This window comes from Bacillus sp. 7894-2 (genome assembly GCF_002272225.1).
Lineage (GTDB): Bacteria > Bacillota > Bacilli > Bacillales > Cytobacillaceae > Cytobacillus.
The window spans coordinates 145,007-165,588 of the sequence record NZ_NPDG01000058.1 but is presented as its reverse complement, the minus strand read 5'-3'; the positions used below and the strand labels follow the sequence as shown (position 1 = coordinate 165,588).

General features: G+C 39.4%; 20 protein-coding genes, 1 tRNA gene and 1 pseudogene. 7 read left to right on the top strand and 15 right to left on the bottom strand.

The window, feature by feature from the left end; translation table 11 throughout:
- Positions 1 to 38 precede the first annotated feature (38 nt).
- Entirely contained in the window at positions 39 to 560 is a 522-nt protein-coding gene (locus CHI10_RS09305; RefSeq protein ID WP_286137276.1) for a hemerythrin domain-containing protein, read from the bottom strand.
- A gap of 207 nt (positions 561 to 767) precedes the next feature.
- Here CHI10_RS09305 and CHI10_RS09300 point away from each other — a divergent pair, with 207 nt between their 5' ends.
- Positions 768 to 1,088, top strand: a complete 321-nt coding sequence (locus CHI10_RS09300) for a hypothetical protein (RefSeq protein ID WP_095244023.1) — start codon at positions 768 to 770, stop codon at positions 1,086 to 1,088.
- Positions 1,089 to 1,507: 419 nt separating this feature from the next.
- Here CHI10_RS09300 and CHI10_RS09295 read toward each other — a convergent pair whose 3' ends face one another.
- The 6 genes from CHI10_RS09295 to CHI10_RS09270 all read right to left on the bottom strand — a co-directional run bounded on the left by CHI10_RS09295 (position 1,508) and on the right by CHI10_RS09270 (position 6,878).
- A complete protein-coding gene (locus CHI10_RS09295) occupies positions 1,508 to 1,792 on the bottom strand; it encodes a ferredoxin family protein (RefSeq protein ID WP_019381639.1) in 285 nt (94 codons plus the stop codon).
- Positions 1,792 to 3,087, bottom strand: a complete 1,296-nt coding sequence (locus CHI10_RS09290) for an FAD-dependent oxidoreductase (protein ID WP_095244022.1) — start codon at positions 3,085 to 3,087, stop codon at positions 1,792 to 1,794. The genes CHI10_RS09295 and CHI10_RS09290 overlap by 1 nt, the downstream gene beginning before the upstream one ends.
- On the bottom strand, positions 3,080 to 4,105 hold the full coding sequence (locus tag CHI10_RS09285) for an electron transfer flavoprotein subunit alpha/FixB family protein (RefSeq protein WP_095244021.1): 1,026 nt from the start codon (positions 4,103 to 4,105) through the stop codon (positions 3,080 to 3,082). Before CHI10_RS09285 ends, CHI10_RS09290 begins: the two co-directional genes overlap by 8 nt.
- Before the next feature lie 24 nt (positions 4,106 to 4,129).
- Positions 4,130 to 4,948, bottom strand: coding sequence for an electron transfer flavoprotein subunit beta/FixA family protein (locus CHI10_RS09280; protein WP_095244020.1), 819 nt, complete (start codon positions 4,946 to 4,948; stop codon positions 4,130 to 4,132).
- A gap of 211 nt (positions 4,949 to 5,159) precedes the next feature.
- Positions 5,160 to 5,393 (bottom strand): aspartyl-phosphate phosphatase Spo0E family protein, encoded by a 234-nt coding sequence (locus tag CHI10_RS09275; RefSeq protein ID WP_095244019.1) that lies wholly within the window; start codon positions 5,391 to 5,393, stop codon positions 5,160 to 5,162.
- Positions 5,394 to 5,705: 312 nt separating this feature from the next.
- Positions 5,706 to 6,878, bottom strand: a complete 1,173-nt coding sequence (locus CHI10_RS09270; protein WP_095244018.1) for a pyridoxal phosphate-dependent aminotransferase — start codon at positions 6,876 to 6,878, stop codon at positions 5,706 to 5,708.
- Between the two features lie 144 nt (positions 6,879 to 7,022).
- Here CHI10_RS09270 and CHI10_RS09265 point away from each other — a divergent pair, with 144 nt between their 5' ends.
- Positions 7,023 to 7,808, top strand: a complete 786-nt coding sequence (locus tag CHI10_RS09265) for a carbon-nitrogen family hydrolase (RefSeq protein ID WP_095244017.1) — start codon at positions 7,023 to 7,025, stop codon at positions 7,806 to 7,808.
- A gap of 33 nt (positions 7,809 to 7,841) precedes the next feature.
- Here the strand turns inward: CHI10_RS09265 and CHI10_RS09260 are convergent, their stop codons facing one another.
- The 4 genes from CHI10_RS09260 to CHI10_RS09245 all read right to left on the bottom strand — a co-directional run bounded on the left by CHI10_RS09260 (position 7,842) and on the right by CHI10_RS09245 (position 12,842).
- Positions 7,842 to 8,423 carry a DUF2087 domain-containing protein gene (locus CHI10_RS09260; RefSeq protein WP_095244016.1) on the bottom strand — a complete coding sequence of 194 codons (582 nt, stop codon included), beginning with the start codon at positions 8,421 to 8,423 and terminating at the stop codon, positions 7,842 to 7,844.
- 114 nt (positions 8,424 to 8,537) lie between these two features.
- Positions 8,538 to 9,038, bottom strand: a complete 501-nt coding sequence (locus tag CHI10_RS09255) for a methylated-DNA--[protein]-cysteine S-methyltransferase (RefSeq protein WP_095244015.1) — start codon at positions 9,036 to 9,038, stop codon at positions 8,538 to 8,540.
- Positions 9,039 to 9,054: 16 nt separating this feature from the next.
- Positions 9,055 to 10,869, bottom strand: coding sequence for a PAS domain-containing sensor histidine kinase (locus tag CHI10_RS09250; RefSeq protein ID WP_286137279.1), 1,815 nt, complete (start codon positions 10,867 to 10,869; stop codon positions 9,055 to 9,057).
- Between the two features lie 167 nt (positions 10,870 to 11,036).
- Positions 11,037 to 12,842 carry a methyl-accepting chemotaxis protein gene (locus CHI10_RS09245; RefSeq protein ID WP_095244014.1) on the bottom strand — a complete coding sequence of 602 codons (1,806 nt, stop codon included), beginning with the start codon at positions 12,840 to 12,842 and terminating at the stop codon, positions 11,037 to 11,039.
- A 490-nt stretch (positions 12,843 to 13,332) separates the two neighbouring features.
- Between CHI10_RS09245 and CHI10_RS09240 the strand changes: the two genes are divergently transcribed.
- Both CHI10_RS09240 and CHI10_RS09235 read left to right on the top strand, forming a co-directional pair.
- Entirely contained in the window at positions 13,333 to 14,373 is a 1,041-nt protein-coding gene (locus CHI10_RS09240) for an acyltransferase family protein (RefSeq protein ID WP_095244013.1), read from the top strand.
- 264 nt (positions 14,374 to 14,637) lie between these two features.
- Positions 14,638 to 14,711 (top strand) — tRNA-Arg (locus CHI10_RS09235).
- 129 nt (positions 14,712 to 14,840) lie between these two features.
- On the opposite strand, the pseudogene CHI10_RS09230 reads toward CHI10_RS09235, so the two are convergent.
- Positions 14,841 to 15,275 (bottom strand): annotated as a pseudogene (locus CHI10_RS09230) (Ger(x)C family spore germination C-terminal domain-containing protein); the annotation flags it as partial.
- 31 nt (positions 15,276 to 15,306) lie between these two features.
- On the opposite strand from CHI10_RS09230, the gene CHI10_RS09225 reads away from it, so the two are divergent.
- From CHI10_RS09225 to CHI10_RS09215, 3 genes are all read left to right on the top strand, one after another.
- Positions 15,307 to 15,612: a site-specific integrase gene (locus CHI10_RS09225; protein WP_286137278.1), complete on the top strand. Its 306-nt coding sequence runs from the start codon at positions 15,307 to 15,309 to the stop codon at positions 15,610 to 15,612.
- A 463-nt stretch (positions 15,613 to 16,075) separates the two neighbouring features.
- Positions 16,076 to 16,834, top strand: coding sequence for a hypothetical protein (locus CHI10_RS09220; protein WP_095244011.1), 759 nt, complete (start codon positions 16,076 to 16,078; stop codon positions 16,832 to 16,834).
- A 19-nt stretch (positions 16,835 to 16,853) separates the two neighbouring features.
- Positions 16,854 to 17,042 carry a hypothetical protein gene (locus CHI10_RS09215; RefSeq protein ID WP_095244010.1) on the top strand — a complete coding sequence of 63 codons (189 nt, stop codon included), beginning with the start codon at positions 16,854 to 16,856 and terminating at the stop codon, positions 17,040 to 17,042.
- A gap of 599 nt (positions 17,043 to 17,641) precedes the next feature.
- Here CHI10_RS09215 and CHI10_RS09210 read toward each other — a convergent pair.
- Genes CHI10_RS09210 through CHI10_RS09200 form a run of 3 tightly spaced genes read right to left on the bottom strand, consistent with a single transcriptional unit; the run spans position 17,642 to position 20,543 of the window.
- Positions 17,642 to 18,361, bottom strand: coding sequence for a LutC/YkgG family protein (locus CHI10_RS09210; protein WP_095244009.1), 720 nt, complete (start codon positions 18,359 to 18,361; stop codon positions 17,642 to 17,644).
- On the bottom strand, positions 18,358 to 19,788 hold the full coding sequence (locus CHI10_RS09205) for a LutB/LldF family L-lactate oxidation iron-sulfur protein (RefSeq protein WP_095244008.1): 1,431 nt from the start codon (positions 19,786 to 19,788) through the stop codon (positions 18,358 to 18,360). The genes CHI10_RS09210 and CHI10_RS09205 overlap by 4 nt, the downstream gene beginning before the upstream one ends.
- 38 nt (positions 19,789 to 19,826) lie before the next feature.
- Positions 19,827 to 20,543 (bottom strand): (Fe-S)-binding protein, encoded by a 717-nt coding sequence (locus tag CHI10_RS09200; RefSeq protein ID WP_095244007.1) that lies wholly within the window; start codon positions 20,541 to 20,543, stop codon positions 19,827 to 19,829.
- Positions 20,544 to 20,582 lie beyond the last annotated feature (39 nt).

Genomic DNA, 20,582 nt, shown 5'->3' with positions numbered 1-20,582 from the left:
AAGCTAGACATAAAAAAAGAGGAGGTGCTCCCTCCTCTTTAAATTTGCTGAATTTTAATATATAGCTCTTCTTTCTCGTCTTCAGTAAGAAGATTTTCTGCCATTGGAAATAGGACGTTTTCTTCTTTAGAAAAGTGCTGTGTCAGAGTATAGTATGCCTTTTTAATCAGCCCGGAGTGTTCGGCCATTTCTGTTTCAGTTAAGTGCTCTGCTCTTTCCGCTGCTCCTAAGAAGGCTTTAATACAGCTTTTAGCCTGATCATGCTCATACTCCATAACCGCGATAGGGCCTGTTCCTCTTCCAAGGTATTCTTCCATCATGCGGAAAAGGACACCTTCCTCCCTTTCTGAATGCGGATCAAGTTTACTGCAGAAATTTCGTACATGTTCAGTTAATTTTTCAAAAAGAGCTTTATCTGGAGATTCCTCCATTTTAATTGTGATTTGAAGCAGCTCTTCAAGCATTGCCAAAAGAGGAGGATGCTCCTCCTTTAGCTGTTTCAGCCCTTTGCTAAGCTTGATTGGTCCATTTCCCATCATGGAGCTCATACAGCCTTCCATCCCAAAACCCCTCCTATCTATTATAGGTTCAGTATAAAAAATGGCAGTCAGGATTGTTGTGATGCCCATCACTTTGTGCATTCCTGAAAAATTTTCTAAAAATTTAAATAATTTTGTGCAATCTTCTCGTTTTTTGCCATATAATAAAGGTAAGTTATCTTTATATCGGCGCAGCTGAACCCTGTAAAATGTTAGGAGGGATTAAAAATGCATATGCCAAACTTTTATGAATTTTATCAAAAATGCCTTATTCCAGCCAATTCAGCTGACTCATTCCTTTCCACTGGGCAAACCCATTGGCTAATCGCTCTGGAAGGTCAGCTTAAAGAACAGGAAAAAGAGTTTTATTGCTGGAAAGTAACCATTTATCCATCAGATTCTGAAGGAAGCTTTTCATGGAATGAAGTACTATATTCTTCATCCCTTCATGAATGCATCCATAAAGCTTTTGAACATGCCAGAGAAATTGAAGCCAATGTCAAAGACTCTCAGTTCAGTTTTTTAAATAGAGAAGAAAAAATCAGCTAGCCTCAAAAAATCACTTCTCCTTTGCTCCATCTTTTTTTACCCTCGCATGTGAAATAACATACATATAGGTAAATTCTACTTCTAATTAAAACCCAACAATAATTTAATACAATAAAAAAAAGAGCCTAGACAAACTAAGCTCTCCAGATTATAGGGGGTCAACTAAAATAGTTCGACCAGATTCAGTTTAACAAATTCTGCCTGAAAAATTAAGTTACTAAAGCACTATTACTCAAAAGCATTAACGCGTCAGTTTAAAAAATCATTTTAGAATTCATAATTTATATATACCTTGTTAATAGTTTTTTAATATTTCAAATTTATAATGGACATGTACCGAAAGACAAAGCCTTTTTCATCCCCCCTTTTCAAAACCGGCCAATTTGATGGCCGGTTTTTTTGTGATCCTAAAGGCTGATTTAGGCAAGCCTGAATACTATTCCATGGCCGCCTTTCGGATATTCCCATTTAATATTCTGATACGGGCATCCTATTCTGCAGCTGCCGCACTCATGACATCCTTCGTAACCGACCTGCATTCTTAACCCTTCCCACTTGTAGACCTCAGCCGGGCAAAAAATGGTGCATATTTTATCGGGGCACTTTGTCATACAGATATCATGATCCAATACAGTAAGATGTGATTTTGTATCTGCCTTAAAACGAACTAAATATTGCTTTTCTTCGATCGTTTTCGTTGACATTATTTCACCGCCTTCCATGCCCTGTACATGTCTTGAAGTACACGAATAGTCCCGCGCTCACTGGTGAAGCTCTTCATAATTTCTTTTTGCTTATCTTTCTTCGGAGTTCCATCAACTGTAAAGAATTTATTCGCTGCCCTGTTCAGCATTGGAACATATTCCTTAAAATACTGCGGGTAGTGTTCAAATGTGTGTGCGGCATCTTTATATTTTTCCAGGTCCTTAATAATAAAGCTTTGATAGAGCTTTTCCCTATACTGATTCAAGCTCGTTTCGCTAAAATCACCCCGTTCTTTGGCGGCAATGATGGTTTCTGCAGCCATCGTCCCCGAAGCCATGGCCATATTGGAGCCTTCACGGTGAATGGCATTAACCAGCTGTGCCGCATCACCTGCAAGAAGGACACCATTACCGGCCACTTTCGGCACCGAATGGTAGCCTCCCTCAGGAATCAAGTGAGCCAGATATTCAGCAGACTCTCCCCCTTCTATTAAAGGTCTTACCATAGGGTGTGTTTTTAAATAATCCAGCAGGTCATAAGGCTTAAGCTTTGCCTTGATCATGCTTGACAGCGTTGTTCCCACACCAATATTAATGCTATCTTTATTGGTGTAAATAAAAGCTGTGCCGAGATTGCCTTTCGTAGAGTCCCCGAAAATTTCAATCGTACAGCCCTGGTTGTCTTCCAGGTTAAAACGATCATTGATCTTGTCTTTAGAAAGATTAATGACTTCCATTACTGTCAGCGCCACTTCATCAGGGCGGAATTCTTTATGGTAGCCAAGCTGTTTTGCCAGCAGTGAATTCACACCATCTGCCAAAACCACTACATCTGCATATATATCTCCATCAGGTCGGTCAGTTCTTACACCAACTACTTTTCCATTTTCAGTCAGACACTCAAGCACGACCGTCTCATTTATTAATAGAACGCCCTGCTCAACCCCTTTCTTTGCAAACCATTGATCAAATGGCGCCCGGAGCACTGTAAAATTATTATATGGCTCCTTCCCCCACTCAAGACCTTTATAGCCAAAACTCACTGCCGATTCTTTATCCATCATCCAGAATCGCTGCTCAATGACAGGCCGTTCTAATGGTGCTTCTTTCCAAAACTCCGGAATGATTTCCTCCATTTGCTTACGGTATAACACTCCGCCCATTACGTTTTTGCTGCCCGGATATTCTCCTCTTTCAATTTGCAGGACTTTCAGGCCGTTTTTAGCGCAGGTGTAAGCACAGGAAGTCCCTGCAGGGCCTGCACCGACCACTATGACATCAAACTTTTCAGACATAGCTCATTTCACCCCCTCTTTCTCTTGCTTCCTTGAATTCTTTAATCAGCTTCGGAACAATTTCAAGTGCATCACCCACGATACCGTATGTTGCTACATCGAATATGGGGGCTTGTGGATCCTTGTTAATCGCAATAATAAACTCCGAATTCTTCATGCCTACAACATGCTGAATCGCCCCTGATATCCCAATAGCAAAATAGATCTTTGGTGTAATGGTTTCTCCTGTCTGCCCTACCTGCTGTTCATGGGGCAGCCATCCGGCCTCCACTACATCCCTTGTACCCCCTACGGTCGCTCCAATGGTGTCAGCCAGTTCATGGATCAGCTGGAAGTTTTGAAGATCACCCATGCCTTTTCCGCCTGCAACGACAACATGGGCTTCAGCTAAATTCACTTTTTTTGTGACATCCTTCACAATTTTTATCACCTTTGTGCGCATCTCATCTTCTTTTAAGGTAATCGGTTCTTCTATAACCTCACCATGTCTATCAGGATCCGGATCCATTGCCTTCATAACCTTAGGACGGACAGTAGCCATTTGCGGACGGTGTTTTTTGCAAAGGATGGTTGCCATAATATTTCCTCCAAATGCCGGGCGGCTTGCTTCAAGCAGCCTCTTTTCTACTTCGACATCCAGCATGGTAGTATCAGCAGTCAATCCAGTGCTGAGATCTGTGGCAACTGCACTGGCTAAATCTTTACCATTGGAAGTAGCCCCATAGAGAAATATTTCTGGTTTATATTTTTCGGCAAGATTGATAACTGCCTTCATATAAGATTCTGTCCGGTAATCCTTCATAACTTCGTGGTCGATTACATAAACCTGATCAGCTCCATATGCGATGACCTCCCGGCTTAAAGACTTTATTTCATACCCAAGCAGCACACCTGAAAGAGGCACCTCCAGTTTATCTGCAAGCTTCCTGCCTGCACCGAGCAGTTCAAGGGAAACCCCTTCAATTTTCCCATCATTTTGTTCTATGAATACCCATACTCCCCGGTACTCATCCATCATGTAAATCCCCCCTGTTTATTACTGTTATTTACCTGCAAATAGCTCTTTTTTATCATTAAGAAGCTCTATCAGCTGCTGAATCTGTTCGTCTGCATTCCCTTCCAGCCTTTTTCCGCCTTCCGGTTTTGGAGGGGTAAACATTTTACCTACTATTGTAGGTGATCCTTTCAATCCGAGCTGTGTGCGGTCCACTTCTTCAAGATCATTTACAGACCAGATGACCGGCTCATACCTGGCAGCTTTTATCATATTAGGCATAGGGGAATATTCTATGCTGTTAATCTCTTTTTCAACGGTCAGCAAGCAAGGGATTTGAGCTTGAATTAATTCATATCCGTCCGTGATTTTCCTTTTGATCAGAATCGTTTTTTCACTTTCATTAACTTCAGCTACTTCGATCACATTGGTGACAGGCGGAATATCCAGCCGCCTTGCTATACCTGGCCCAACCTGGCCGGTATCTCCATCAATGGCATGCTTTCCGCATATAACCAAATCCACAGGCATATCTTTTGAAATACGTTCTAAAGCTTTAGACAGAGCATAGCTTGTTGCCAATGTGTCGGCACCGGCAAATGCACGGTCGGAAATTAAAAATCCGCGGTCCGCCCCAATTTCGATACTTTTCTTAATAACTGCCACGGCCTGTGGAGGTCCCATGGATAAGACTGATATGGTGCCATTTCCCAGGGCCTTTTTAATTTTCACAGCCTCCTGCACTGCATGAGCATCATAAGGATTCAAAATGGCAGGAGCACTGCGCCGGTCAAGGGTATTGGTTTTGGGATTAATTTTAATGATTTTAGTATCAGGCACTTGCTTGACACACACAACTATGTGCATTTTTTACTTTCCCTCCTCTTAACTTAAAGCTTGTATGAGTATTGAGTACTTTAAGTAATAAAAAAAGCTTTGTATTACGATATATGATTCTCTAAAGAGGCATAGTACTTCTTTAATGAATTAATATGTTTATTACTAGAATTGCGGCAGACTGCAAAAAAAAAAGAACCCTTCACGGATCCTTTTTACTCCCTTGTTATATATGCTCAATTTATACAACTGCTTTCTTCCATGATAGAATCATTTGCCTGAATGAAACTCTCATACTTTTCTTTTGTTCCTTCTCCTGTTTAATGAAGCATTGATATTCAAAAATCAATTGATCGAGTTCCTGGCTGCAGCGAACTGTTTCCTGGCTCGCCATTCCGCTTTTCCTGGCCGTTTCTATCATTTTTTCCCTTTTTTGCTGGATTTCAGTCAGCAGCTGTATTCTTTTATTGCGCAACTTTCTTCCTCCTAGTCCTATCCCTTTTATCCGATATAAATGTGTCTACTTGAAGCATTATTACAAGAATTTCTATGAATGTAAATAGATTCGCAATATTAGACAATCTTTTTCCCAATTAATTTTAATCGACAATAATCTTACATCAGACCCCTTGGTCTTCGACAGCTTTTGCTACTTAAAAAAACGTAAACCAACAGTATTTGATAAAAAACTTTATGTAAAAAAAATCCATTTATTATAGCAAAAAAATAAAAAACCCCTTCAATTATGAAGAGGTTTGCATAGCAATCTAATTTAATTTCAAAAAAATTAAAATAGATCTAATTTTTGTATTCTTCTTACCGCTTCTTTAAGTCTTTCTTCAGATGTAAGCAAACCGGCTCTCACAAATCCTTCTCCAAACTGCCCGAACCCATTGCCGGGGGCAACTGCAATATGCGCTTTTTCCAGGAGATACTCAGAAAACCCTTCAGATGTAAATGATTTCGGGACCTTAAGCCATGCAAAAAAAGAGCCCTTAGGAGCTTGTACATCCCATCCAATTTCCCTGAGACCGGAAATGAAAGTATTTCGTCTGGATTCGTAGATTGAATTCAACTCGTTTACACAATCCTGGGAGTCTGACAGAGCAGCTGCCGCAGCTTCCTGAACAGCTCCAAACAAGCTGACGTAAAGGTGATCCTGCATCAGGTTCAGTGCGGCAATAACGCTTGCATTTCCAGCTGCAAATCCCACTCTCCAGCCTGCCATATTGAAGGTCTTTGAAAGAGTATAAATTTCTATTCCAACCTCTTTTGCCCCTTCTGCCTGAAGAAAGCTTACAGGTCTCTTTCCGTCAAATCCAATTCCGCCATATGCAAAGTCATGAACCACGCAAATGCCATGGCTTCGGCTTATCTCAACTGTTTCCTGAAAAAAATCAATGTTTGCCACTGCTCCAGTAGGGTTGTTTGGATAATTAAGAAACATCAATTTGGCTGAATGAAGCTTCTCAGCTGTCAATTCACTGTATACTGGCAAGAAGTTATTTTCCTCTCTCAGAGGCATTGTTACCATTTTTGCTTTAGCAAGCGCAACCCCTGACCAATAATCAGGATATCCCGGGTCCGGAACCAATACACTGTCCCCGGGATTTAAAAGGCATTGAGGAATTTCTACAAGGCCGGCTTTACCTCCAAAAAGGATGGCTATTTCAGTATCGGGGTCCAAATCCACATCATATTCCCTTTTATAAAAGTCAGCTGCTGCCTTTTTTAAATACGGGTAACCCTGAAAAGGAGAATACTTATGGTTTTGAGGGTTTTCGGCTGCACTTTGAAGACGCTTGACAATATGCTCCGGGGTAGGCAGATCAGGATTTCCCTGTCCCAGGTTGATGATATCATGACCCTGTTCAAGCTTTTTACCCACCTTAGCTGTCAATGAGGCAAAAAACTGTTTTGGCAGACTTTTTAATAGTTCTGATTGCGGATAATTAATCAAATTGGTCACCTGCTTAAAAAAAATGATTGAAAATATAGTCACAAATGATATAACGTAAATGATAAGTTGTAAAGTAAAATTTAGAAAATTTCTATCTATCGGACTAATCATAACATAAGCAAAAGATGATTGCGGGGGAGTTAAATGAAATTAAAGGTTGCCTGTTTACAAATGGATATTGCCTTTGGAAAACCTGAAAAGAATTTTAAAGCGGCTGAATCCATGATTCATAAAGCGCTTAAGTCCAATCCGGACGTTTTGGTTCTTCCGGAGCTTTGGACGACTGGCTATGATTTGACCAGATTGGATGAAATTGCGGACCAGGATGCAGCCTTCGCTCTGGCTTTTTTGAAAGAGACAGCACAAAAAAATAAGGTCCATCTGATTGGCGGTTCTGTTGCAAAGAAAACAGCTGAGGGCATTTACAATACGCTGCTGATTGTAGATAACAACGGAGACCTTATACATGAATACAGCAAGCTGCACTTATTTAAGCTTATGAATGAGCATCTCTATTTGAAAGGAGGGTCAGCCAGAGGAGAATTTTCTCTGGACAATAGGAAATTTGCAGGAATGATCTGTTATGATATCCGTTTTCCTGAGTGGGTGCGGAGCCATACAGCAGAGGGTGCAGAAGCTTTATTTGTAGTAGCCCAATGGCCATTGGCACGGCTTGCACATTGGCGTGCGCTTTTGATTGCACGTGCCATTGAAAACCAATGCTATGTCATTGCCTGCAACCGTTCCGGCTCTGATCCTGCTAATGTCTTTGCTGGCCATTCGATGATTATAGACCCTTGGGGTGATGTACTTGCTGAAGGCTCTGAAACTGAAGAAATCCTTCATGGTGAAATTGACCTGGATCAAGTGAAGGAAGTCCGCAGCTTAATTCCGATTTTTGATGACCGCAAACCGGATTATTACCGATAAGGACTTTGCAGCGGGCCCTGCCAGGGCCCCTGCTTACCCTTCTATTTTTGCCCACATTTCAGGAGGGTTTAACTCGTAAATGCCATTTTCACGGTACATATAATGGTTGATTATAAATTCTCTGCGAATAGTAGCATAGTCTTCATGATACTGTTTGATATATTCGTTAAGCTCTTTTTCTTCATATTTTTTGCCCATTTTCAAGCCTTTAATTAAATGCTCAAAAACCATCAGTTTCTTTTTTCTCTGGGCTGGAATATTCTTCAGCTTTCCATCACTGGTAAAGAAATTTTCAATAACCTTCTGATTTTCGGAATTTTGTTCCTCCATTTTTTTAACCTCCTCTTTATCTGCCAATTTTGCAAGAACACCTGACTGGTGTTTCAGTACAGATTCATTTAAATAAAAATAAACAGTATTTTTATCTCTTCTTTGATATACCAGGTTTATTTCCCGCAGTTTATTTAGGTGATGCGTAATGGTAGGCGGGGTTAAGCCAAGCTTTCCGGCTATCGCCTGTCCATGCAGCGGCCCTTTGGCAAGAAGAAAAACAATCCGGATTCTGGTTGGGTCTCCCATAGTCTTATAAAAAGCCACTAAGCGATTTAATTGCATAAATACCTACCTCATTTCGATTATCATCTAATTAGATATTAATCGAATATGCTTTATTTCGTCAACAGAATTTGAAAAATCAAAAAAAATCACCTTAAAATGGTGATTTGATAACTATTTAGCATAATTGGCCCCTTCAAGGGATAATAATATTTCTTTAATTTCTGTCCTGCTGCCTGCATACCCGGTTAGTGATTTATTCTTGCCGATCACACGATGGCAAGGAATAATGATTGGAAGGCGATTGGCCTTATTTGCCTGTCCAATGGCCCGCACAGCTTTGTCTTTCCCTATTTTAACAGCAATGTCGTGATAGCTCCTTGTCTCGCCAAATGGGATGAGGCAAAGCTCTTTCCATACTGCTTTTTGAAATTCTGTTCCATTAGGGTCAATTGGGATATCAAACTCCTTTCTATGTCCGTCAAAGTATTCCTCAAGCTGGAGAGCACACTTGTTTAACAAAGAGTCAGAGGGATTAAATTGCAATGATGAGAGCTCTTCCCCTTCCAGAAAATCAGCTTCCCCCATGTATAAAGCCAAAAGGATTCCATTTTCTGCTACGATGTAAATGTCTCCAGCCGGTGTCATTTTTTTAGAATAAACTCTGCCTGTCATTTCATTCCCGCCTTTATTATGTGGGCAAATAGATGTGGAAAACAGTTCCTTGGCCCAATTTGCTTTCCACTTCAATTGTTCCCTTGTGTTCTTCTATAATTTTATATGTAACCATTAAGCCAAGTCCAGTACCTCTTTCCTTTGTAGTATAGAAAGGCTCACCAAGCTTTTTTATTTTATGTTCAGGAATTCCAGTTCCTTCATCCCCTATGGATATATGAACTTTTTGGTCCGATTCTTTTTGAATGGATATTGTAATAAATCCACCCTTAGGCATGACTTCAATTGCATTTTTTATTATATTGATAAAAACCTTTTTCATTTGATTGGATTCACAGAAAACCCTGGGCAGGTTCTGTTCATAATAAGTTCTGAATTGAACATTGTGCAGTACGGCCTGGGCACTAAGGAGATCGACTGTTTCTTTCATAATTTGTGAAATGTCTTTTTCTACAAATTTGACAGCTTGAGGCTTAGCAAGAATAAGAAATTCATTAATAATAGAATCTATTCTGCTGAGCTCAGTGGTAATCACATTGAAATACATGGTATGATCTTCTTTTACACTCCCCTCCAAAAGCTGTATAAAGCCTTTAAGGGCCGTCATCGGATTTCTGATCTCATGTGCAATCCCTGCTGCCAATTCTCCAATGACATTTAAGGTATCTGATTTCCGAAGCTGTTCTTCCATTTCCAGCTTCTCAGTTATATCTTTAAATGTGGTCATACTGATATTAGAAAAAATATTCAGCTTGTTGGAAAACTCAAAAAATTTCTTTCTGCCTGATTTTAAAGTAATGGAAAGATTCCCGTCTGATTGCCCCTCAGAGTGTATGCTTCTTATCTGCTCTTTTAACTCATCATCAGTTATATTGCAATCATTCAAAATACTATGCAGTGATATCCCTGCAAGATCCTCTTTTGACATCTGCAGCATTTTCTGGCCTGATTGATTAATATCGACTATTTGAAATTGATCGTTCCATAGAAGAATACCTTCAAGAGCTCCTTCAAATATCATCCGAAATTTTTGCTCGCTTTCCCTTAAGCTTTTTTCCATGGCGTGACGCTCACTGACATTTCTGAAGATTGTCATATGGTAGCCCTCAACAGAGTTCAATTTCACTGTAAACTCCAAAGATTTAAACTGTCCATTTGGCATTAGAAAAACAAGCTCATCCCTTATTGAGCCCTTAATGAACATCTCTTTAACAATGTTTCTGTATCTTTCCGATTTTTCATAGACAAAATCTTTTACCTGTCTTTTGATCAGTTCATCATGTGTACATTCAAAAATCCGGCAAGCAGCCTCATTAGCATCGATGATTTCGCCATTACCACACCAAAAAATGATGCCATCCAGAGCTTCTATAAACAGGTCCGCATATAGCTCTTCATTCTTTTTCACTTTCCGTTCAAGGCGCCGCTTACTCGTGACATCTCTTAATATACACATATAAAGACCGCTCTCATTAAGAGCACTGGTAGTAAAATCAAACTCTATAATACTTCTGCCGCTATATACTGGAAGGATTCCCCTGACACTATTATTCTTCTTTAATAGCTCCTTTTGCTTTTCTAGCTTGAAATGCTTGTTTTCCGGCACGATTTCATACAGGCCCCTGCCTATCAGCTGCTGTTTATCCATCTTTATACTCTCAGCTAATGATGGATTGACATCAACTATTGTCTCCTCGCTGTCAAAAATTAAAATTCCATCTTTTGAGTGAGAGAATAAATCATATCCAGATGAATTGTCATTAGTCAAAATGTTATTTTCCTTTTCCAATGTCTCAATCCTGGCATAGAGCTTCCTGATTTCCTGATTCATAATGACCACTCTATTTCCTCCTATTGGGATTTGCAATTAATTAAATATTTCTACAAAATAAGACTAAAACCTTTAAATCTCAGGGAAAACTATCTTAAATTATTTTTTTATTTAAGTGCTCTGGATAGAAAGGAAGAGGCATACCCTATCATGAGTATGCCTGGATTTTACAGTTTAAATTTTGCAATCATTTCATTTAATTGTTCTGCCAATTCCGACAGAGACAGTGCATTATCTGAAATTTCCTCCATTGAATGGTTAGTCTGAGCCATTGATGCACTCGTTTGTTCGATGCCTGCAGCAGATTCCTCAGATACTGCAGCAATATTGCCAATAGACTGGTTCATATGTGAAGAGTTAATTGATACCTGCTCGAGGCTGCTGGAAATATCGCTGACATTGGCAGACATTGAGTTAATTGCCTCATAAATTTTCTGGAATGTTTGTCCAGTCAGTTGTATTTGCTCCGTTCCCTTTTCAACCTGTACATAGCCTGTTTGAAGTGACACGGCTACACTGTTTGACTCTGTTTGTATACCTCCCACAATCCTGGTGATATCCGATACTGAATAGGATACCTGCTCAGCCAGCTTTCTCACCTCATCTGCCACAACTGCGAAACCTCTTCCGTGCTCACCGGCTCTGGCGGCTTCAATTGCTGCGTTTAATGCGAGCAGGTTGGTTTGGTCAGCAATTTCCTTTATAACTTTAACCAGCCTTGAAATTTGTTTGGTCTGGTCATCCAGCCCATTAACCTTGTCCACAGACGACTTCATAATCTGATTAATTAATCCCATTTGTTCCTGGGATTTTTTCATAAGCTTGTTTCCATCCTCAGTAAGCGTTAGCACTTCTGTGGAAGCACCCTTGATTTCATTCCCGCTGTATGCTGCTTCTTTCACTTTTTCCAGGTACTCGTCCATCAATAAAGACAAACGTGTTGCAGATCCAGCCTGATCCTCAGCTCCTCCTGACAGCTCCTGCATGGTTGAAGCAACCTGCTGACTGGCAGCTTTCACTTCATTTGCAGCAATATTCAGTTCTCCGCTTCGTTCTGTTACATATCCGGAAACTGCATTAATTTCCTGAATCATGGTCTGCAGTTTTAATTTCATGGAATTCATGGCTCTGCTAAGCTGTGCTACTTCATCATTACCCTCATATTCTACTGAATCCGCATTGAGGTTTCCTTCTGCTATTTCATTTGAGAATTGTACAATGGAAGCTAATTTCTTTGAGATAATACGCCCTATAAAAACAATGCTCGCGATTCCAAGGATAGCGGAAACGATGATTGAAATGCCAAGTACGATCAAAGTAAGGATAAGGCTGGATTTTGCAGAAGATACAGCCTTTTGCTGATCCTCTTTCATCATGCTGCTAAGGGTATTCAATTTTCCAACCGTTTCAGAAATAATATTGTCTGCCTGCAATTTTCCAAGCCTATATTCTCTTTCATGCTGAAGTTTTACTTTTGGCTCAATGACATCATGAAATAAATTGGTGATTTTTTGATCATTTTCATCAATTTGCTGAAAAAGGTCCTTTGATTTTGCATTGCTCAGATCCGGAGAAATTTCCTCCTTTAATTTATTAAATTCTTCTGTCAGTTGGTCAAATGTCTTTAAATGTTTAGGATTGGAGTCAATGATAAAATTTCCAATCGTGCTCCCTTTATGGTGAAATGTGGCCGCTGATTCAGTAATTTTAATGGCTTTTTCTCCAGAATCCTTAACAACCTCCAGTTTTGTGCTGGCAATTGTCAGCAGAAAAAAAGTAAGAACTGTTGAAACAGTGAATAGTCCAATAGTCACGAAAAGCGCAACCCCATATTTTTGGCCAAGCTTCAGATTCTTCCACCAGCTTGTGCCAGCCATTTTATTAATAAACTTTCCTATATCAAGCTTTTTAGACTTGGTTGAATCTTTTCGTTCCTTCTTTCCTGATTTAATTCTTCTTACCCCTTTCAAAATAATTCCCCCTTTGTGATTAACCGGATGCGAACAATTGAACTAGCTTATCTCTAATTCTTTTTTACTATTCTTTCAATTCATTATAATAGAACAAAATAGACATTTGAAGATTATTTTTCCAATTTCTTTTAATCCGGCACTTTTTCGGACATTTCCCTTTATGATTTCCTTCAGGAAAGAGCAGCTTTTCAAAGCTTGGCAGACTATATGAACTGCTTCCAATTATCTATTACAAAAATAAAAATCAGTTAAAAAAATATGTAACAGGTTTGCAATAAGAATTCTCATCCTTACAATATATATGTTGGTTTGCCGCTATTTTTATATAACAGAGGTTCAATCAGAATGTTACAGTTATTTCAAAATTTTTTAAGTTTACTTTTTCTGTAAATAAAGCCTTCTATTTACACGAGAATTGAAGTTTGCTTCATGTTAAAGTGGGTAAAGACAGAGAGAGTATTTTTTGGGGGTCTTTAATAGAGGAGGACATATGAAACAACGTGACTTTTACTTCGACAATGCTAAGTTTATCCTGATCTTCTTTGTCGTTTTCGGGCATTTGCTCCGCTCTTTTATTGAAGATAATGAGACAATTTATACAGTATATAAAGTGATTTATACGTTCCATATGCCGGCATTTATATTGGTATCCGGTTTTTTTGCAAAAGGCTTTTATAAAAAAGGCTATATAAAGAAAATTGCCAAAAAGCTAATACTGCCGTATATCATTTTCCAGGTTATTTACTCCGTTTTTTATTACTTTTTATATAATAAAGGCACCTTTGAACTGGATCCATTTAACCCGCATTGGTCATTATGGTTCCTGATCAGCATGTTCTGCTGGAATATCATGCTTTTATTCTTCGCAAAGTATAAAGCGGTTTACTCCCTGGCTGCCGCTTTTATCATAGGGCTTGCTGTCGGATATGCAGATTGGATTTCAAACTATTTAAGTTTATCCAGGACGTTTGTGTTCTTCCCGTTATTTTTATTGGGATACTACTTAAAGAAAGAGCATTTATATGCTCTATTCCAGCCGAAGTTCAGAATTAGTGCGTTTGCTATTTTTGCAATGGTATTTATCGGTTTTTATCTTTATCCTGAAGTGGATTACAAATGGCTGCTTGGATCGAAGCCATATACTGAAATGGGAACAGCATCCATTGGGGCAGTCTTTACGAGACTCGGCTTTTATATCCTGAGCTTAATCATGGTATTTAGCTTCTTTGCTTTCGTACCGCGCAAACAATATTTCTTTACTAACTTAGGGAAAAATACACTTTATGTCTATCTGCTGCATGGGTTCTTTGTTCGGGTATTCAGAGAAAGTGATGTACAGGGCTTTTTCAATAAACCGGAAAACTTCCTGCTGCTTGCCGGCATATCGCTGCTGCTTACTTTGCTTCTATCAAGCAAATTGATTACTTCATTTGCACAGCCAATCATTGAACTGAAGACTTCACAGCTTAAAAAGCTGAAAGATAAATCAAGGGTTTATGCAAGATTTTATCGTAAAAAACTTACAAGTTAGATCAGAAACCGGTCATGTATTAATGGCCGGTTTTAACTTTAAGCATAACCATTGACCATTTTTGATTATGGGATTATAATAAGTAACTGTGTTACCAATTTAATTATGCCATCATGTCTCAGTAGCTCAGCTAAGCGTAAACTTCACTGAAATACTTCTCTGTAGCTTTGTTTCGACGCATTTGCTCCTTGTATAGGCTTGCAGAGGAAGAAACAGGATATGCAAATCATATTTGTACTGCAAACAATTTAATTATTCCAACATGTCTCAGTAGCTCAGCTGGATAGAGCGACAGCCTCCTAAGCTGTAGGTCGTGAGTTCGAATCTCGCCTGGGACGCTACAAAAGAAAAGCGCGAAACCCTTTTATATCAAGGGTTTTGCGTTTTTTATTTTATTCAATTTGAGTATTCATAAACCTTTGAATTCCAAGTTTGGGGTCGGTTTGGGGTCGGAACGAAATTTTTTCCTAATTAACTGCTCCAGGCCGCTTAATTTCTACAGTTATATTTGGCTTTATCTTTAGTGCAGAATACTTCTCACTTAATTCTCCATTGCTTAAATGAGAATATTTCCTTAAACTTTTTATTTTTCTTCCAATTCCTATGGGATCTGTTTCTAAAATTTTTAATTCCTCAAGAATTTTCTCGAATTCATTTTTAAGTTCTTCACCAATCAAGCGCTCTAATTTTCTTGTTGATTCTTTATCAATTATGGAAGCGGATGGCTGAGTTTCTAATATTGAAACTGAAATAGACGCGTTTAAGTTTACTATTTCATTATTAACTACCTCAATTTTCCCGTGATAATTGATAGGGTGTAAGGTAATTTTATACTTTTCATTTTCTGCATTCTCAGAGATAAGTACTCCAGTTTTCTCTAATTTATCAGAAGGTATCGTTAAGGTTAAATCCCCTAAGAAAGCATTTTTGTTAGTGAAATGGCCCGATCACTTTTTCATCTTTGGAAATGAATTCGGCAAGCCCATACGTCCGGACAGTATCGGCCAGTGGTGGCGAAGATTCACCCAAAAACATGACTTTAAACATATTCGCTTTCATGATCTTAGGCATACTTCAGCAACCCTACTCATTAGTGAAGGTGTTCACGCAAAAGTAATTAGCGAAAGATTAGGACATGCAGATATTTCTACTACAATGAATATTTATGGCCATGTTTTGGAAGAGGCTGATAAAACTGCTGCAAGTCACTTTGATAAATTTTTCGAAAAGAAAGCATAGGAAATAAATGGGAGTATTAATGTATGTAAATAAATAAGGCATTAATCCTATTTGGCATTAATCAAAGATGGATTAATGCTTTATTATCAAACTAATGCGGCGGTTTAGTTTAATAATAAATTGCCAAATTTAGTTTACATTTTGCGTAAGCTGTCCCCTAAAGTAAATGTTTCCATCCGAAAGATATGCTTCCCACAACTTAAATGATAATTTTTCATGTAAAAAAACAACAGAAACGTAGCCTATAGCAACTGTAGGATTACACCTATATAACTTTTATTTAAATTACAAAAAAAGGAATAAATTGAAAATTCAGGTGATACCTTTAGAAATTTCATTCGTCTAATTGGTAGAAAAGGAAAAGGAGGTTAAATTAGGAAATTTTAACTTTATTAGTATCTAATTCTTTTGATTGATTGTAGAGTGTTATTTTTTGGAATATAATTCAAGGACGATTTAAATTTTGAAAAAAACAAAAGCTTTTTTATGTGCCCTTTCTTTATCTTTGGCGTTTTCCCCCATTGGAGCAAACTTTGCATCTGCAGAAAATCCTCATGCACAATCGAAAGGTGTTACTTTAAATCATGATAATGGGCCACACGACTTTTCATTTAAACATGAGGGAATAGATTATAAGGTAAAAAGTGTTCATGATGATAAATTTATTACCACGACTATTCAAGACGACAAGGGATATCAAGAGTTCGAAACCAACAAGTCCAACGGATACGTAAGCGTTTCCAGCGATTACCTTAGTGAAGAAGAAATTAAGGATTTAGAGAAATCTACCAATAGTATGGTTGTTGAGGTGGATGGTAAGGAAATCAATGGTTTTGTCACAAAAGGGCATGCCCCAACCCCAACTAATAATAACCAAGTCCAAACAGAAACAATTGGGATACAAGCAATTAAAGGATCCTGGGTTTGGTCTAAGTGGAGTAACCTTACTGTTACAGTAGAAGGTAAAATGACAGTCGCTGCAATAACAGCTTATCTATTAAATCTTATTCCCTATGTCGGAAGTTTAGCAGCTCTTTTTGCAGGATTAATGGTTACTTGGAATATGAAAGTTGGATATTTTAAAAGAAGAGGTGCTACAGCTGCTGATACTGATCCAAATTATCTATGGAGTAAAATACAATTAAATTTATATACAAATAGCTCCCGAACAACATTAGTAAAATCTGAAACAGGTGAACCTTATAGAGTGCGGGTATATTAAAAGCTAGGAGGGATTAGATATGTCATATTATAGATGGCATTACATTGGTTGGTTAATTTTTGGTTTAACTCTTATTTTTTCTTATTTCATAGTTCCACGTGAACATGGTTTTAATGCTATTATCATTTTAACTGCTTTATTCGCAATCTATGACTTCTTGGTAATGTTTATGGCAAAAAGACGGGGAAACAATAATAGTAAACCATAATGCCACGAGAAAAATAGGTTAGCTGCTATATCCCTCTTCACTTTCCTATTGAGAATAAAACTTCTCAATATTAGCGTTTATACTAGACTCTGAAATTGTGGGAAAAGGTATACTGCGCTTATAGTTAGTATAGTGTTTTGAATTAAATAATATAAGCCCTTCTCCAACTTGAGAGGGGCTTTAAATATTTTTCTGAGTCTATCTCAATACTAAACAGATGTAGGGATCTTTGATTAAAACCTTAATTTAATACTAATTAATAGCTAAGATTATTAATATATACTCAAACAAATGATGTTTTAATTTAGTGCAGAGTGTTTTATAACCCTTAGGTACAAATTTAATTTGGAGTCGTTGGGGTCGATTTGGGGTCGAAACTCATCATTATAACCCAAATTCTAACCAACTCAATCCGGTTCACAGTTCAAAAATGTTGATTTAACAAGGGTTCTTCAAAGTTACCCAAAGTCTTTCCTTTTAGGATAGCCCGCCTCCTAAGCTGTAGGTCGTGAGTTCGAATCTCGCCTGGGACGCTACAAAAAAACGCCAACAAAAGTTTGGCGTTTTTTCTCGTTCTTATGATGCCAGGTGCTCACGCATTATAAATCATCTATAACAATATACGCTGCCTTAACAGGCCCATGTACTCCCACAACGAGGTTCATCTCAATATCTGCTGAATTGCTTGGTCCGGTTATGAAATTAATACATGAAGGAGCCAGCTCCCCTCTGCTCACTCTTTCCCTGATGATCCTTGCAGCCTGTGTCATGCGCGGAACCAGGGTGCTTTTCGGAATAAGGATAATGGAAGCAGCAGGCAGAAAACTGATTGACCGTCCGTGGTCTCTGCTGCTGAACAGGACTGCTGTTCCGGATTCAGCCAGAGTAATTTCACTGATGGTGATGCCGATATTTGCTTTTTCTGCGTAATCAACATTAATTTCTCCAGCAGAATAATCCCATTCATATACTTCCACTTTCTCTTTTGGCCAAATTTCCTCAAATAGCTGCGTAAGCCCAAACTGTCTATAACGGTCATCCTTCCAGGTCACTACTGGACCGCCTCCGTACTGGGCTGCAATCTCTTTAAGAGTTTCCGGCAAATTGGCGGCTTTTGTTACAAGAAGGTCAGTGTGAATTTTCGTGCACTGTGTTTTTAAAGCTTCAAGAAGCTCATCTGCATCTGCTTCTTTAAAGATGGAATCCTGTGGATTATAGCTCCATTTTGGCCTTTCAACTCCCGAAATTCTCTTTTCCCTGCCCAGTCTGCCTGCAATTTTATTTAAAAAAGCGTCCCGATTCTGAATAGTTCCGTTCACTGCTGTTCGCCTCCTTTTGGCCGGTTTTTGAACCAATCACGAAATCTTTCTTTATTAGGAGCCGGAAAATCCCTGATTTCTGTCCAGGCCTTTAAAGGCCCGGGTCCCTTGGTAATCTTGTCGCCTGATGTAAATGGATTCATGGCTGTGGGTGCCAGCTTTGACCCCAGTTTATAAAGGGAAGGTGAAGCGGCCCCCAGTCCAAAAGCCTTCATGGTCATCTTTTCCGATATAGGAGCCTTTCCTTCTTTTTCGACAATTACCTGCCGGTGTTTGTGAAGCAGCTCATGCAGAGGGATTTTGACTGGACAAGCTTCTGTACAGGCCCCGCAAAGGGTTGATGCATAAGGCAATTCTTTATAATCATCATAGCCGCCTAAAAGAGGTGACAGAACCGCTCCGATCGGGCCTGAATAAATTGATCCGTAGGAATGGCCTCCAACATGCCTGTATACGGGACAAACATTCACACAAGCAGCGCAGCGGATACATTGCAGTATGGATTGAAACTCCCCTCCTAATATCGATGAGCGGCCATTGTCCACAATGACGAGATGGAATTCCTCGGGTCCATCAACATCAAGTTCTTCTTTTGGACCAGTCAAAACAGTAATATAACTCGTTAGCTTTTGCCCAACCGCGCTCCTGGTCAGCATACTGACCAGAACTTCCATTTCCTCGTAAGTCGGGACCAGCCTTTCCATGCCCATTACCGTAATTTGTGTCTTAGGCAAGGCTGTGACAAGATCTGCATTTCCTTCATTCGTCACTAATGTGATTGAACCGGTTTCCGCAACTGCGAAGTTGCAGCCCGTAATGCCTACATCGGCAGTTAAGTATTCGTGGCGAAGCATTTCTCTCGCATGCCATGCAAGCTCTTCCGGCTTTTCTGTGTTCTGATAGCTTAGTTTTTCTGCAAATACATCCCGAATCTGCTCTTTATTCTTATGAAGGGCAGGTGCCACTATATGTGATGGCGGGTCATGGTCGTCCACCTGGAGGATATATTCTCCCAAATCTGTTTCAATGACCTGGCACCCCGCCTCTTCCAATGTGGCGTTTAAATGGATCTCTTCGGTTACCATTGATTTTGATTTAACCACTTTTCTTGCATTTTTCTTTTCAATTACTTCACGTATATAAGCAGAGGCCTCTTCAGCAGTTTCAGCAAAGTAAACGTGCCCTCCCCTTTTAGCTACATTTTCGCTGAGCTGGTATAAGTAAAAATCAAGATTTTCAAGAACATGCTGGCGAATTTCTTCTGATAGCGAACGCCAATCTTCCCAATTCCCAAGTTCTGCGGCAGCATCAAGCCTTCTGGTCTGAAGCCTTTCCTGTGCACCTGACACTGCCCCTCTCATAAAGGAATTGCTTATTCCGGAATCTACACGATCCTTAAAGTCGTTTGTTCCTATTTTCATAGCCATAACTATTCCTCCTGTAACAAAGCATGTCCATTAATGACTCAGCGGCAATTCAACACTTCGGCAATATGCATAACCCTTATTGGCTTTCCCTGCCTTCCGATCCTGCCTCCAATATTCATCAGGCATCCTGCGTCAGCTCCAATGAGGATTTCCGCTTCAGTCTCCTCTATATGCCCAACCTTCTCATCTACCATTTGTTCCGATATTTGAGCCATTTTCACGGAGAATGTTCCGCCAAAACCGCAGCATTGCTCTTTGCCAGGAAGCTCTTCGAATTCCAGGCCCTTCACATTTTTTAATAATCTCATTGGCGCTTCTTTTACTCCAAGAAGCCTGGTCATATGGCAGGATTTATGATAGGTGGCCTTCCCATTTAATTTTGCCCCGACATCGTCCACATTGAGAACTTCAACGATAAATTGAGTAAGTTCGTATGTTTTTTCTGCAAGCTTTTTTGCCTTGGGCTCCCACACAGAGTCCCCCTTAAAAACATGCGGATACTCATGAAACATATAGGCACAGGATCCGGAAGGGGAAACAACATATTCTGCATGTTCAAAGGCCGTGATCATTCTTTTCATGGCTTCCTTCGATTCCTTCACATAGCCGCTGTTATAGGCAGGCTGGCCGCAGCAGACCTGTGATTCCGGAAAATCTATTTCACACCCCAGACGCTCCAGCAGTTCAACAGCTGCTTTGCCTGCATTTCCCTGAAACATATCTACAAGACATGTTGCAAATAGACTTACCTTCATTCATTCCCTCTCCCAGCTAAATATTTTATTTTCTACTAT